This window comes from Arthrobacter sp. EM1 (assembly GCF_029964055.1).
GTDB lineage: Bacteria > Actinomycetota > Actinomycetes > Actinomycetales > Micrococcaceae > Arthrobacter.
The window spans coordinates 2,314,197-2,328,792 of sequence record NZ_CP124836.1 but is presented as its reverse complement, the minus strand read 5'-3'; the positions used below and the strand labels follow the sequence as shown (position 1 = coordinate 2,328,792).

Below are 14,596 nucleotides of genomic sequence, written 5' to 3'. Positions count from 1 at the left end.
TCCTCCTGCCGGCTGCTGGCTATGACTTGCTGGTCATGACGCGGCCTCGGCCTTGATCTTCTCGACAGCCTGGTTGAAGCCGCCGCTGGTCAGCGAGGAGCCCGCCACTTTGCTGACCTTGATCTCGTCGAGCCTTTTGCCGGAAATCTGGGCCTTGATGCCACTGGCGAATTCGCCCTGGAACTTCTTGGTGTTGGGGTTGGATGGGTGGGGGGTGATCTGGACATCGGATACTGCACCGGCGGCCAGTGTCAGTGTCACGCCGACGGTCTCGGTGCCGTTGGGCGAGACATAGCTGCCGTCGGCGCTGTACGTGCCGTCCCTGTAGGCGGCGGTGCCTGCCGCGGCGGACGGTGCGGTCCCGGTCGCGGCGGTTCCGGCGGCCTGTCCGGGTGCGCAGCCCGCCGCGGAGCCCACCAGGGAGAGTCCGGCGATGCCAACGAAGACGCTTTTCCGGAACGAGGTGGTCATACGGCGGCTCATTTCTGTAGCGACGATTGGAGGCGGTGGTGACGGACGGCTGCGTGCATTGATCGGCGCCCGCCGCCGTTACCCCATGACAACGTATATTTCAGCGTAGTGGTTCATCCCGCGATCCGGGCCGGTCCTACAGTCGCCAAATTCCCGTCACACCACCGCCCCGGTAGGCTGGAACCGTGACCCCTGAAGAACTCTCCCTCGCCATATCCGCCTGCCTGAAAGACGCCGTCGCCGCCGGTGAAATCGGACTTTCCGCATCCGACGTCCCGGATGAGGTGCGCGTTGAGCGTCCGAAGAACCGGGACCACGGCGACTGGGCCACCAACATTGCCCTACAGCTGGCCAAGGCCGCGGGCACCAACCCGAGGGAGTTTGCTTCCCTGCTCAGTGCCCGGCTGACGTCCATTGCCGGGGTGTCCGCCGTCGAGATCGCCGGGCCGGGGTTCCTGAACATCACCGTGGATGCCGGCGCTGCCGGCGCCCTGGCCAAGGCCATCGTCGAAGCTGGAGCCGGTTACGGCACCAATACCGCGCTCGCCGGCCACACGATCAACATGGAATTCGTTTCCGCGAACCCCACCGGCCCGCTTCATATCGGCCATACCCGGTGGGCCGCGCTGGGCGATGCAATCGCCCGCGTCCTCCGGGCCTCCGGCGCCGATGTCACGGCCGAGTACTACGTCAACGATGCCGGCTCGCAGATGAACGTCTTTGCCGATTCAGTGCTTTCCCGGCTTCGCGGCCGCGGAGTGCCCGAAGGCGGCTACCCGGGCGAGTACATCGCGGATCTGGGCCATGAGGTACTGACCCGCCATCCGGACATCCGCGAGCTGACCGACGTCGCCGCCCTGCCGGTGATCCGGGGCGCGGCGTACAAGGCCCAGCTGCAGGACATTCAGCGGACCCTGGCCGATTTTGGGGTCGACTTCGATGTCTACTTTTCCGAACAGGAACTCCACGACGCCGGCGCCATTGGGGACGCCGTAGCGCGGCTCCGGGAACAAGGACACGTCTACGACGACGGCGGCGCGGTCTGGCTGCGCACCACCGACTTCGGTGATGACAAGGACCGCGTGATGATCCGCGCGAACGGCGAACCCACCTACTTCGCCGCCGACGCCGCTTACTACCTGTCCAAAAAGGACCGCGGCTACACCGAGAAGATCTACCTGCTCGGTGCCGACCACCACGGCTACATCAACCGGCTCAAGGCCATTGCTGCCGCTGCCGGGGACGATCCGGAGGTCAACATCGAGGTCCTGATCGGCCAGCTGGTCTCGGTCAACGGCGCCAAGCTCTCCAAACGCGCCGGGAACATCATCGAGCTCAAGGACCTCATCTCCTGGCTGGGCAAGGACGCGGTCCGTTACTCGCTGGCGCGCTTCCCTGCTGACTCACCACTGACCCTGGACCCGGAACTGCTGAAGAAACACAGCAACGAGAACCCGGTGTTCTATGTCCAGTACGCGCACGCCCGGTCCTGCGGTACGGCCCGCAATGCCGTCGCCGCCGGAGTGGACCGCAGCGCTTTCGAGGCGTCCCTGCTGGAACACGCCACCGAAAATGAGCTGCTCTCCTACCTCGGCAGTTACCCTTCGATTGTGGCCAGGGCCGCTGAACTGCGCGAGCCGCACCGCGTGGCGCGCCACCTGGAAGTCATCGCCGGCGCCTACCACCGGTGGTATGACGCCTGCCGTGTGGCGCCCCAGGGCGACGAACCGATCACCGACCTTAACCGCACCCGGCTGTGGCTCAACGACGCCACCAGCCAGGTGCTGGCCAACGGACTGGAACTGCTGGGCGTCTCGGCGCCGGAACGGATGTAACCGTTATGACCACCAACCCTTCCATCACCTCCGGTGCGGCCTCCCCGCTCGCGCCGGACTGGCTGGCCGTCCCCGCGGACCTCAACGCCCTGCACAAGCCGTTGTGGGCCGGCGGGGTGGCCCGCAATAACAGCGGGGAGCTGACCATAGACGGGCTGGCCGTCAGCGAACTGCAGCGCGAGTTCGGTACTCCGCTGTTTGTGTTGAGCGAGAGCGACTTCCGGGCCCGGGCCAGGGCTTTTTCCGATGCTTTTAATAACGCTTTCGCCGACATCTGCGGGGGAGTGGACGTCTACTACGCGGGCAAGTCCTTCCTGTGCACCGCGGTGGTCCGCTGGGTGGAGGAGGAGGGGCTGCGCTTGGACACGGCCTCCGGCGGCGAACTCGCCGTCGCGGCCCGCGCCGGGATCCCCGGCGCGGACGTCGCGCTGCACGGCAACAATAAGTCCGACGCCGAGATCCACCGTGCCCTGGACATGAAACTGGGCCGGATCGTCATCGACAGCCTGGCCGAGCTGGACCGCGTAGCGAAGATCGCAGACGCCCGCGGCGAAACGGCGAAGGTGATGCTGCGGCTGACCCCGGGCGTGCACGCCCACACCCACGAATTCATCGCCACCGCCCACGAGGACCAGAAGTTCGGGCTTTCCATGGCCGGGGATTCCACCGAACAGGCCGGGCTGTCCGCGGCCGAGGAAGCCGTGGCTGCGGCTTCGGGCTACCCGGGCATTGAACTTCTGGGCCTGCACTGCCACATTGGTTCGCAGATCTTCGAGCCGGACGGATTTGCCCTTGCGGCGGAGAAGCTGCTCGACTTCCTTGCCGCGATGCAGGCCAAGTACTCGATAGTGCTGCCCGAGCTCGACCTTGGCGGCGGCTACGGCATCGCGTACACGCCTGTGGATACGCCGCGGCCGGCCGCCGAGATCGCGCAGGCGATGGCCGCCGTCGTCCGTTCCAAATGCGAGCAGCTGGGCATTACGGCCCCGAGGATTTCGATCGAACCGGGCCGTGCGATCGTTGGCAGCACCACCTTCACCTTGTATGAAGTAGGCACCCTGAAGACGGTCCGGGTGGATGCGCCGGCCGCCGGCACCGACGTTTCCGGTGCACCGGGCGAACACTCAGGGAAAAACGTTACGTACCCGCGACGGTATGTGTCGGTGGACGGCGGGATGAGCGACAACCCCCGCCCGGTGCTTTACGACGCGGATTACTCGGCAATCCTGGCCTCGCGCGCCACCGCCGCGGCTCCGCAACTGTCCCGCGTGGTGGGCAAACATTGCGAGAGTGGCGACATAGTTGTTAGAGATGTATACCTGCCCGAGGACGTGGCAGCCGGTGATCTGCTCGCTGTACCGGGGACCGGCGCCTACTGCTGGGCCCTGTCCAGCAACTACAACTATCTGGCCCGGCCGGGCGTTGTCGCTGTGCGCGACGGATCTGCCCGGCTCATTGTCCGCGGGGAAACCGAAGAAGATCTGCTTAACCGCGACATGGGAGCCTGAATGACTGAATTGCGAACCCTGAAAGTAGCCCTCCTGGGCTGTGGCAATGTTGGGGCCCAGGTTGCGCGGATTCTCCTTGACGACGCCGACATGCTGGCCTCGCGTTCCGGTGCCCGCCTGGAACTCGTTGGTATTGCCGTGCGCAACACCGACGCTCCTCGGGATGTTGAACTTCCCCGGGAACTCTTTACCACCGACGCCGGCGCTCTGGTCAAGGACGCCGACCTCGTGATCGAGCTCATGGGTGGGATCGAGCCGGCGCGCAGCCTGATCCTGGCTGCCATGCGGAACGGCGCTTGCGTCGTCACCGGCAACAAGGCACTCGTTGCCAAAGACGGCCCGACGCTTCACGAGGAAGCGGACAAGGCCGGCGTCCAGCTGTCCTATGAGGCCGCCGTCGCCGGCGCCATTCCCATCCTGCGCCCGATCCGGGACAGCCTTTCCGGCGACCGGATCACCCGCGTGCTCGGCATCGTTAACGGCACCACCAACTTCATCCTGGACCAGATGGATTCGACCGGGGCGCAATTCGCCGATGCCCTGGCCGAGGCCCAGCGCCTGGGCTATGCGGAGGCCGACCCCACCGCCGACGTTGAGGGCCACGACGCCGCCTCCAAGGCCGCGATCCTTGCCTCGCTGTCCTTCCACACGCGGTTTTCCCTCGATGATGTGTATTGCGAGGGCATCAGCTCCGTCACCGCCGCCGACATCGCCGCGGCGAAGGACGCCGGTTTTGTCATCAAGCTGCTCGCGATCGCCGAAAAGTTGACGGCCGCAGGTGGGGAAACCGGCACGGAAACCGACGCCGCAGGAACCACCGGTGTCTCGGTCCGGGTCCACCCGACGCTGCTGCCGCGCGAACACCCGCTGGCAGCAGTACGCGGTGCATTCAACGCCGTTTTTATCGAGGCCGAAAACGCCGGCGAGCTGATGTTCTACGGGCAGGGTGCCGGCGGCAAGCCCACGGCCTCCGCAGTTATGGGGGACCTTGTCTCGGCAGCCCGCAGCATCGTCCTGGGCGGCCCGGGCAGGGCCGAGACCACCACGGGGAAGGTATCGGCGCTTCCCATCACTGCCGCTGCCACCAGCTACTACATCGGCCTGGACGTCGCGGACCAGCCCGGTGTGCTGGCCAAGATCGCCCGGCTTTTCGCCGACCACGGCGTCTCCATTGAAATCATGCGGCAGACCACCCATCGCGATGCTGATTCCAACATCGAGTCGGCGGAACTCCGGATCGTCACCCACCGCGCAAGCGAGGCCGCATTGGCGGCCACCGTCGAGGCCGCCAAGGGCCTGGACGTTATCAATTCCGTTACATCCGTCCTTCGGGTAGAAGGAGTCTAAGTGGCTCACCAATGGCGCGGCGTTATCCGCGAGTACGCTGAACGTCTTCCGGTCACCGAGGCAACCGAGGTGATTACCCTGGGGGAGGGCGGCACTCCGCTCGTTTACGCCCAGCAGCTTTCTGCGCTCACAGGCTGCGAGGTCTACCTCAAGGTCGAAGGCATGAACCCAACCGGTTCGTTTAAGGACCGCGGCATGACGATGGCCATAACGGCCGCGGTGGCCGCCGGCGCCAAGGCCGTTGTGTGTGCCTCCACAGGCAACACCTCCGCGTCCGCCGCCGCTTATGCGACCGCGGCCGGGCTGAAATGCGTTGTGCTGGTGCCGGAAGGCAAGATCTCCATGGGCAAGCTCAGCCAGGCGATCGCCCACGGCGCAACCCTGTTGCAGGTCGACGGAAACTTCGACAACTGCCTCGACATCGCCCGCAAACTGGGGGAGTCCTACCCGGTTTTCCTGGTCAATTCGGTCAACCCGGCCCGGATCGAGGGCCAGAAAACCGGCGCGTTCGAGGTGGTTGACTGGCTCGGGGACGCTCCCGACTTCCATGTGCTCCCGGTGGGCAACGCCGGCAACATCACCGCGTATTGGAAGGGCTATAAAGAGTACTGCGCGCCGTTTGAATCCACCACCGCCGGCACACTTGCCGCCGTGTCCACCAGGACCCCGGTGATGTGGGGCTTCCAGGCAGCCGGCGCGGCACCCTTTGTCGCGGGCCATCCGATCACCGAGCCCGACACGATTGCGACAGCCATCCGGATCGGCAACCCCGCCTCCTGGGACAGTGCCATTGCGGCGCGCGACGAGTCCGGCGGCGTGATCGAAGCCGTGTCCGATGCGGAAATTCTGGCAGCCCACCGCTGGCTCTCCGCCCGTGAGGGTGTATTTGTGGAACCCGGCTCGGCTGCGGGCGTCGCCGGGCTGATCAAAAAGCACACCGCCGGCGAGGTGCCGGTTGGCAAGACAATTGTCATCACCGTAACCGGCCACGGCCTCAAGGATCCGCAGTGGGCGCTCCGCGCGGAGGACGGCAGCGAAGTGCAGCCCGTCAAGGTCGCCAACGACGTCGTCACCGTAGCCACAGCCCTCGGACTGGAAGAAAAATAGCCGTGGAAACCACCCTCACCGTCCCGGCAGAGTCCGCCGCCGACGCCCCGGAGATACCGGCCGGGCAGCTCGTGACGGTCCGGGTGCCGGCCACCAGTGCGAACCTTGGCCCCGGCTTCGACAGCCTGGGTTTGGCGCTGTCCCTGTTCGACACCCTGTCGGTGGAAACCCTGGACAGCGGCGAGCTGGAATTTGAGCTCAGCGGAGAAGGGGCGGAATCCCTGCCCCGTGATGCCAGCCATCTGGTGGTGAAGGCAATCACGGAGGCCCTGCACCGCCTGGGGTTCCGGCACGGCGGGCTTCGGATCACGGCAGACAATGTCAACCCGCACGGCCGCGGTTTGGGCTCCTCAGCGTCAGCCGTGGTCGCCGCCGTCACCGCCGCCAATGCGCTGGTTCCCGAAGCATCGCGCCGGGGCAAGGACTGGGTCCTGCAGCTCACCAGTGAGATGGAAGGCCACCCGGACAACGTCGCACCCGCAATTTTCGGCGGACTGGCGCTCTCATGGCAGGACAGTGACCAGTACAGCAGCACGTGCGCGGCCGTCGCTGCGGCGGTTGTTCCGGTGGTCGCCGTGCCGGACTTTGAACTATCCACCGAGACGGCGCGTGCCCTGCTGCCGGCCTCGGTGGGCCACCACGCCGCGGCGATGAATTCCGGACGTGCGGCCCTGCTGATCCACGCGCTGACGCAAAAACCGGAGTTTCTCCTTGCCGGCACCGAGGACTACCTGCACCAGAGCTATCGTGCCGAGGCCATGCGGCCCAGCGCCGACTTGATCGCGGCTTTGCGGCGGGCTGGCTTTGCGGCCGCCGTGTCCGGGGCCGGGCCCACGGTGCTGGTCCTGGCCAATGGGGTGCGGCAGGCAGAGGCTGCCGTCGCGTTCATCAACGCTTTTACGGCTGGCAACACGCCGGACGTCGGCTGGCGCGTGATGAAGCTGGCTGTGGACGTCGAAGGTGCTAAAGTGGAAGTGCACCGGCGGTAATCACGCAGGCGGTAATTCAGTTACTGTTCAAAAGACCGCGATGTTGGCCTTGTTGCCTCTCTCATCTTTCACTGCGAAATATTGCCCGGTGCCGCCTGCTTTTGGTCTGACGCAGGAATCCGCAGAAAATATCCCTGCACCCCTGAAGAGTCAGCCCGCCGTTTCTCATTTCTTTGGAACGCGCCAGGCGATGCAGTATCTGGCCGTGCTGGCCAATTTCCATCCGGCAAGGCCGAAATCCCGGCTGCAAATCTGAACTGCAGCCCAGATCAAATCATCGCGTCCAGCTCCTAGCCTGGCCGCCGTCGAGGGGGAAGGATCCTTCGTGACCGAAACCACTGAGCTGTCTTCAGCTGTGGAAACATCATCTTCTGCTGCCGGATCGTCAACGGCCGCACCCGCCAAGAGCAGTGGCCTTGCAGGCCTCAAGCTCGCCCAGTTGCAGGCTCTCGCCAGCCAGCTGGGGATTTCCGGCGGTTCCCGGATGCGGAAGGGCGATCTTGTCTCTGCAATTTCGGCTCACCGCGCCGGTACCCCGGTGTCCAAGGCGCCGGCCCGCGGCGCTGAAACGGTGAACGGCAACGGCAGCGCCCCACAGGCAGCGGCGCCGGTCGCTGCTCCGGCTGCCGCCGTCGAATCCGAGGCTCCGGTCCAGGAAAATCCGCGTGCCCGGGGACGTGGCCGCAGCCGCCGCGCCGGCAGCGACGGCGTCATCACTGCTACTGCCACCGAGGCCCCCGCCCAGGCCGCTCCCGCAGCGGAGGCTCCGGCAGCTGCCGAATCCAACGCCGTCGAGTCCGGCTCGGTTGCTGCCTCGGAAGGCGCCGACCGTGCCCGCCAGCCGCGGACCCGCAACCGCCGCCGCGGCGAAGCTGCTGCCCAGGCACCCGAGCAGGCTGCAGCCCAGTCCGCACCCGTCGTCGAGGCCCCCGCCGAGCAGCGCCAGGCAGACCAGGGCAGTGAAGACGGCCAGCGCCGGGAGAACACCCGCAGCCGCGGCGGCCGCGACGAGGTTGCTGCCAGCCGCGATAACGCGGGCAACCGCGATAACAACCGGGACAACGCAGCCAACCGCGATAACGCCGGTAGCCGGGACAACGCAGCCAACCGCGATAACAACCGGGACAACGCAGCCAACCGCGATAACAACCGGGACAACGACGACAGCGATGGCGGCAGCCGGCGGAACCGCCGGAACCGGCGTGACCGCAACGACCGCAATGACCGTTCCGGCGGACAGGACAGCCGCGATAACAACGCGCGCAATGACCGTTTCCGCGACCGCAATGACCGGCGTCGGGGACGCGCCCAGGGCCCGGACGTCGACGACGTCGAGGTCACCGAGGACGACGTCCTGCTGCCGGTCGCCGGCATCCTGGACGTACTGGAGAACTACGCGTTTATCCGCACCTCCGGTTACCTGCCGGGCCCGAACGACGTATATGTCTCCCTAGCCCAGGTCAAGAAGTACAACCTGCGCAAGGGCGACGCAGTCGTCGGGGCCATCCGTGCGCCGCGCGAAGGCGAAACCCAGCAAACGAACCAGCAGCAGACCGCTCGCCAAAAGTTCAACGCGCTGGTTCGCGTCACCTCGGTCAACGGCAAGACGCCTGAGGAACTCAAGGACCGCGTTGAGTTCGCGAAGCTGGTCCCGTTGTACCCCTCCGAGCGCCTGCGCCTGGAGACGGACCCCAAGAAGATCGGCCCCCGCGTCATCGACCTGGTCGCCCCGATCGGCAAGGGCCAGCGCGGCCTGATCGTCTCGCCGCCGAAGGCCGGCAAGACGCTCATCCTGCAGTCAATTGCCAACGCCATCACCACCAACAATCCTGAGGTCCACCTCATGATGGTGCTTGTTGACGAGCGCCCCGAAGAAGTCACGGACATGCAGCGCACCGTGAAGGGCGAGGTCATCGCCTCGACCTTCGACCGCCCCGCCGACGACCACACCACGGTGGCCGAACTCTCCATCGAGCGCGCCAAGCGCCTCGTGGAAATGGGCATGGACGTTGTGGTCCTCCTGGACTCGATGACCCGTTTGGGCCGTGCCTACAACCTGGCGGCACCGGCTTCCGGCCGTATCCTCTCAGGTGGCGTCGACTCCGCCGCGCTGTACCCGCCGAAGCGGTTCTTCGGTGCCGCCCGCAACATCGAAAACGGCGGCTCGCTGACCATCCTGGCAACCGCGCTAGTCGAGACCGGCTCCAAGATGGACGAGGTCATCTTCGAAGAGTTCAAGGGCACCGGCAACATGGAACTGCGGCTGTCCCGCCAGCTCGCGGACAAGCGCATCTTCCCGGCGGTGGATGTCAACGCCTCAGGCACGCGCCGTGAGGAAAACCTGCTCTCGCCCGAGGAAGTCAAGATCATGTGGAAGCTGCGCCGGGTCCTGTCCGGACTCGAAACGCAGCAGAGCCTTGAACTGCTGACCAACAAGATCCGGGAGACCCAGAGCAACGTCGAGTTCCTGATGCAGGTGCAGAAGACGACGCTTGGTGCGAAGTCCGATAACGACAAGTAGCTGAGTCAGGGGCGGGGCCGTCGCATATTTGCGGGCCCCGCCCCTTTGTCGTTCCACCCAACGCACGGCATTACTAGACTTGTAGAAGTCGAAAGAGGTTTTTAAATGTTTGAGTCCGTACAGGGCCTGTTGGATGAGCATGATGCCATCCAGGCTCAGCTTGGGGATCCTGCTGTCTACGCTGACCAGAAGCTTGCCCGAAAGCTGGGGCGGCGCTCGGCCCAGCTGAACGGCATTGTGGAGGCGTACCACGCCTGGCACGGTATCGAGGATGACCTTGCCGCTGCCAAAGAGATGGCGGACGAAGACCCGGAGTTTGCTGCCGAGGTTCCGGTCCTGGAGGCCGGGCTGGAGACGGCGGCGGCCAAGCTTCGCCGGCTCCTGATTCCGCGGGACCCCGACGATTCCCGCAATGTGATCCTTGAGGTCAAGGGTGGTGAAGGCGGCGACGAGGCTGCCCTTTTTGCCGCCGACCTGCTGCGGATGTACACCCGGTACGCGGAAACCCGGGGTTGGAAGACCGAGATGATTTCTGCCAACGAATCCGACCTGGGCGGCTACAAGGACGTCCAGGTGGCGATCAAGGGCAACTCGAGCGACCCGGCAGAAGGTGTCTATGCGCGGCTCAAGTTCGAAGGCGGCGTGCACCGGGTGCAGCGCGTTCCCGTGACGGAATCCCAGGGGCGCATCCACACCTCCGCTGCCGGTGTGCTGGTACTTCCCGAAGTGGACGAACCCGAAGAACTTGAGATCAACCAGAACGACCTCAAGATCGACGTCTACCGTTCGTCCGGCCCCGGCGGCCAGTCCGTGAACACCACCGACTCCGCTGTCCGGATCACCCACCTTCCCACCGGCATTGTGGTGGCCATGCAAAACGAAAAGTCGCAGCTGCAGAACCGTGAAGCCGGCATGCGTGTCCTGCGTGCCCGCATCCTGGCGCACCAGCAGGAGCAGATTGATGCCGAAAACTCTGCCCAGCGCAAATCCCAGATCCGCACCATGGACCGCTCGGAGCGAATCCGCACGTACAACTACCCGGAAAACCGGATAGCGGACCACCGCACCGGATACAAGGCGTACAACCTGGACCAGGTTATGAACGGCGACCTGGAACCGGTCATCCAGTCGGCCATCGAGATGGACGAACAGGCCCGCCTCGACGCTATCGGCGACTAGCCGGGCCCGGCGTGGTGATACCAGAAGGAGCCGGCCTGAGCCTTGCGGACGCCGTCCGCGAGGCCACCGCAGCGCTGGCCGCCGCGGGGGTCCCGAGTCCGCGAGCCGACGCGGAACTGCTCGCAGATCATCTGCTGGGCGTTGGCCTCGGCCGGCTCCGTGCGCTGATGCTCGGTGACAGCCCGGCACCGGTTGGCTATCAGGAGCTCATCGCCGAGCGGGCCCGGCGCGTTCCGCTGCAGCACATCACGGGCGTTGCGCATTTCCGGTACCTGGAGCTGGCAGTCGGGCCGGGAGTGTTTATTCCCAGGCCGGAAACTGAAACCGTGGTGCAGCTTGTCATCGACAGGCTGCAGGGACAGGCCCATCCTAAGGTGGTCGATCTGGGCACCGGGTCGGGAGCCATCGCCGGGTCGATCGCGCACGAGATTCCCGGCGCCGAGGTCCACGCCGTCGAATTCAGCGAGTTCGCGCACGCGTGGGCCGCGAGGAATCTGCTGCCGCTCGGCGTTCACTTGACCCTCGGTGATCTGCGTGATGCGCTGCCCGGGCACAACGGCACCTTCGACGTTGTGGTCTCGAACCCGCCCTACATTCCTGCCGGCGCGATCCCCAACGAACCCGAAGTAGCGCTGCACGACCCGCCCGAGGCACTCTACGGCGGGGGAGCGGACGGTATGGAGCTTCCGGCGGCGGCAGCGGCTTCCGCCGCCAGGCTCCTGCTCCCCGGGGGATATTTTGTGATGGAGCACGCCGAAGTCCAGGCCGGCTGGATCGCCGCCATGCTGGAGCGCTCCGGACGGTGGTCCCGCGTTACCACACATCGTGACCTCAACGGCAGGGACCGGGCCACGAGTGCCGTTCTTGCCGACCGGCTTCCGCCTGGTGGCCGGGGCAACTCACCCAGTGATGAAAGAATGGGCCAGTGACGACTAGCTACGATTGCACGGCGGCTGAGCAGCGCGCCGCAGGACTTGAACACGCCCAGCGGGCCATCCGGGAGCACAAGTGTGTGGTCTTCCCGACGGACACCGTGTACGGGATCGCCGCCGACGCGTTCTCACCCCTCGCGGTGACCTTGTTGCTGGCATCGAAAGGGCGCAGCCGCAAAATGCCGCCGCCCGTGCTCATCCCCAGGCTCAATGCCCTCGACGGCCTCGCAACGGACGTTCCTGCCGAGGCCCGGCGCCTGGCAGAGGCATTCTGGCCCGGCGCTCTCACCCTGATCCTGCATGCCCAGCCGTCCCTTGACTGGGACCTCGGCGACACCAGAGGCACCGTCGCACTCCGGCTCCCGGCCGATGACCTCGCCCAGGACCTCCTAACGCTGACCGGTCCGCTGGCAGTGTCCTCGGCGAACCGCACGGGACAGCCGGCGGCCCAGACCGCTGCGGAGGCCGAAGCCCAGCTGGCGGAATCCGTGGAGGTCTACCTGGAGGGCGGCGCGCGGCCGGTCGAGGGGACTGATGCGCTGCCGTCCACCATTGTTGATGCCACCTCTGTGCCGCTGCGGGTGGTACGCCAGGGTGCCATCAGCCTGGAGCGGCTCCGGGAGGTTGTGCCGGAATTGCTCGGTGCCGGCGAGGAGCCCGCCGCCGTTGATGCCCCGGACACCACCACTGCCACCCCGTCACACAGCACCGCTGAGGACAGCGCTACGCCCGCCGCCGACGACGATTCTCCGAGGAACTGACATGCAACCCAAAGTCGCCGTCGCGGCAGTAACTTTCGACCGCCACGAGGAACTCACCCTCCTGCTCAAGGGCCTGGCCGAACAGACGGCCCCCATCCACTCGATCGCTCTCGTGGACTCCGGCACCGTCCCGGCGACCGCGATCGTCAATGCGGGCGGGGAGAACATTAACTACCTGCGCTCCGAGGCGAACCTCGGCGGTGCCGGAGGGTTCGCTTATGCGATTCTGGCTGCGATGGCCAGCGGCGCGGAGTGGATCTGGATGATGGATGATGACGGGCACCCCGAGGATAAGAGCTGCCTCGCCGAACTGCTCAAGTGCGCCGACGAGCACCAGCTCGATATTGTGAGCCCCCTCGTCGCCGCAACGTCCGATCCCAACCGGCTCTCATTCAATTTCCGGATCAACGGGTTCCTGACCAACGACCGCTCCAGGCTCGCGTCGATGGGCTACCTTCCGGACATGGTGCATTTTTTCAACGGCGCACTGATCCGCACGGAGGTGTTCTACAAGATCGGCATCCCTGACGTGAAGTTCTTTATCCGCGGCGACGAGGTCGACTTCCTGTCGCGGGTCAAGAAAGCCGGCCTCAAATACGGCACCCTGGCCACCGTCGCCGTCCAGCACCCGGCTACCTGGACCGAGATGAAACCCGTCTTCGGCGGGTTCCTTACCCCCGTTATTCCCGAGGGCGAGTTCAAGCGGTACTGCTATTTCCGCAACCGCGGCTACCTCACCCGGAAGTACCGGAACCTGCGCTGGTTCGGCGCCGACATCGTCGGGTTCCCTTACTTCTTCCTGAAAACCGGTGACGTCAAGGGCCTCGCGCGGTGGTTCCGGGCTTACTCCACCGGCTTCCGCGGTCAGGGCTTCGGCTCGCCCGCACAGCTTATGCCGACCAACAGCTAGGCCGGCGTGGAGAAGCTGTTCGCCGTCGTTGTCACCTACAACCGTGCCGACTTACTGCAGAATCTGCTCGAGTCCTTTAGCCGACTGGGCACCCGGCCGGACCGGATCGTGGTGGTGGACAACGCCAGCAGCGATCACACCCCTGACGTTATCGCCCGAGCAATGGCCTCCGGTGCAGTGCCGATCCAGTACGAACGGCTTTCCGCGAACGCCGGCGGCTCCGGCGGCTTCTCCCGCGGTGTGGAGCTTGCCCTCGCCGCCGGTGCCGAATGGCTTTGGCTGATGGACGACGACGTCGAGGTACTCCCCGGGGCGGTCGAGGCGCTTGACAAGTTCACGCCGGACTACTCGTGCATGATAGGACGCCGCTACGATGCCGCCGGCAAGCCGTTCTTCTGGCAGCACCATTTTGTTGAATCACTCGGCGTTTTCCTGCCCGTCTCCGGGGATGTCTTCGGTACCTCGGAGGTCTTTCGGACCAACGTGGGAAATTTCGAGGGCATGCTGATCAAGGCCTCGCTGGCCCGCACCATCGGCCTGCCGGATCCGCGGTTCTTTATCACCTGGGACGACCTCATTTACGGCTGGCTCGCGGCGCAGCAGACCCCGGTGGTCTATGTAAACGCCTTTGTTATCAAAAAGGTGCGGGCCCAGCGCCAAGTGGATCTGGGCGTCCGCCACCTCAATGATTCGAGTGACCTGAGCCGCCGCTACGTGATGCGCAATCGGGGCCATGTGGCGCAGTACCTTCGTGCCTACGGCAAGTTCAACAGGCTGGGTTTTGGTGCCGGAACGGCACTGACTTATTTGAAGGAAGTTGCTCGGCTGGTGCTGGTGGAGCGCAGCATCAGGGGAGCCGGGGCGCTGTGGAACGGCTGGCGCGAATCGCGGGCCATCCTGGCCGACCGCAACTGGCAGCCGATGCCGCCGGTGCCCGGTCCAGCTCCCCGTAAGGAGGGCTGAGGCAGGTGCAGGTCCGGACGAACCCGTCCCGCCGGACCCCTAAGGACCCGGGGTTCCCATCCGGGAGCGATTA

13 protein-coding genes are annotated in these 14,596 nt (G+C 65.6%); 12 read left to right on the top strand and 1 reads right to left on the bottom strand.

The window, feature by feature from the left end:
* Positions 1-33: 33 nt before the first annotated feature.
* Positions 34-471, bottom strand: a complete 438-nt coding sequence (locus QI450_RS10730; RefSeq protein WP_226774441.1) for a hypothetical protein — start codon at positions 469-471, stop codon at positions 34-36.
* A 185-nt stretch (positions 472-656) separates the two neighbouring features.
* Here QI450_RS10730 and argS point away from each other — a divergent pair, with 185 nt between their 5' ends.
* From argS to QI450_RS10670, 12 genes are all read left to right on the top strand, one after another.
* On the top strand, positions 657-2,306 hold the full coding sequence (argS, locus tag QI450_RS10725; RefSeq protein ID WP_226774442.1) for an arginine--tRNA ligase: 1,650 nt from the start codon (positions 657-659) through the stop codon (positions 2,304-2,306).
* Positions 2,307-2,311: 5 nt separating this feature from the next.
* Positions 2,312-3,814 (top strand): diaminopimelate decarboxylase, encoded by a 1,503-nt coding sequence (lysA, locus tag QI450_RS10720; RefSeq protein ID WP_226774443.1) that lies wholly within the window; start codon positions 2,312-2,314, stop codon positions 3,812-3,814.
* Positions 3,815-5,161, top strand: a complete 1,347-nt coding sequence (locus QI450_RS10715) for a homoserine dehydrogenase (protein WP_226774444.1) — start codon at positions 3,815-3,817, stop codon at positions 5,159-5,161.
* Complete coding sequence (thrC, locus tag QI450_RS10710; protein WP_226774445.1) at positions 5,162-6,268, top strand: threonine synthase; 1,107 nt, start codon at positions 5,162-5,164, stop codon at positions 6,266-6,268.
* Positions 6,269-6,270: 2 nt separating this feature from the next.
* Positions 6,271-7,257 (top strand): homoserine kinase, encoded by a 987-nt coding sequence (thrB, locus tag QI450_RS10705; protein WP_226774446.1) that lies wholly within the window; start codon positions 6,271-6,273, stop codon positions 7,255-7,257.
* A 40-nt stretch (positions 7,258-7,297) separates the two neighbouring features.
* The gene (locus tag QI450_RS10700) at positions 7,298-7,513 is read left to right on the top strand and encodes a hypothetical protein (protein WP_226774447.1); all 216 of its coding nucleotides are present in this window, start codon (positions 7,298-7,300) and stop codon (positions 7,511-7,513) included.
* Between the two features lie 69 nt (positions 7,514-7,582).
* Positions 7,583-9,778, top strand: coding sequence for a transcription termination factor Rho (rho, locus tag QI450_RS10695; protein WP_226774448.1), 2,196 nt, complete (start codon positions 7,583-7,585; stop codon positions 9,776-9,778).
* 105 nt (positions 9,779-9,883) lie between these two features.
* Positions 9,884-10,957 carry a peptide chain release factor 1 gene (gene prfA, locus QI450_RS10690; protein ID WP_226774449.1) on the top strand — a complete coding sequence of 358 codons (1,074 nt, stop codon included), beginning with the start codon at positions 9,884-9,886 and terminating at the stop codon, positions 10,955-10,957.
* Positions 10,958-10,974: 17 nt separating this feature from the next.
* Positions 10,975-11,886 carry a peptide chain release factor N(5)-glutamine methyltransferase gene (gene prmC, locus QI450_RS10685; RefSeq protein ID WP_226774489.1) on the top strand — a complete coding sequence of 304 codons (912 nt, stop codon included), beginning with the start codon at positions 10,975-10,977 and terminating at the stop codon, positions 11,884-11,886.
* Positions 11,883-12,650, top strand: coding sequence for an L-threonylcarbamoyladenylate synthase (locus tag QI450_RS10680; protein WP_226774450.1), 768 nt, complete (start codon positions 11,883-11,885; stop codon positions 12,648-12,650). The genes prmC and QI450_RS10680 overlap by 4 nt, the downstream gene beginning before the upstream one ends.
* A 1-nt stretch (position 12,651) precedes the next feature.
* A complete protein-coding gene (locus tag QI450_RS10675; protein ID WP_226774451.1) occupies positions 12,652-13,560 on the top strand; it encodes a glycosyltransferase in 909 nt (302 codons plus the stop codon).
* A 6-nt stretch (positions 13,561-13,566) separates the two neighbouring features.
* The gene (locus tag QI450_RS10670) at positions 13,567-14,523 is read left to right on the top strand and encodes a glycosyltransferase (protein WP_226774452.1); all 957 of its coding nucleotides are present in this window, start codon (positions 13,567-13,569) and stop codon (positions 14,521-14,523) included.
* Positions 14,524-14,596 lie beyond the last annotated feature (73 nt).

Bases quoted from the DNA above. Each gene is read 5' to 3' on its own strand.
- QI450_RS10730 (WP_226774441.1), bottom strand. From the start codon at position 471: ATGACCACCTCGTTCCGGAAAAGCGTCTTCGTTGGCATCGCCGGACTC.
- lysA (WP_226774443.1), top strand. From the start codon at position 2,312: ATGACCACCAACCCTTCCATCACCTCCGGTGCGGCCTCCCCGCTCGCG.
- QI450_RS10715 (WP_226774444.1), top strand. From the start codon at position 3,815: ATGACTGAATTGCGAACCCTGAAAGTAGCCCTCCTGGGCTGTGGCAAT.
- QI450_RS10700 (WP_226774447.1), top strand. From the start codon at position 7,298: ATGTTGGCCTTGTTGCCTCTCTCATCTTTCACTGCGAAATATTGCCCG.
- prfA (WP_226774449.1), top strand. From the start codon at position 9,884: ATGTTTGAGTCCGTACAGGGCCTGTTGGATGAGCATGATGCCATCCAG.
- QI450_RS10675 (WP_226774451.1), top strand. From the start codon at position 12,652: ATGCAACCCAAAGTCGCCGTCGCGGCAGTAACTTTCGACCGCCACGAG.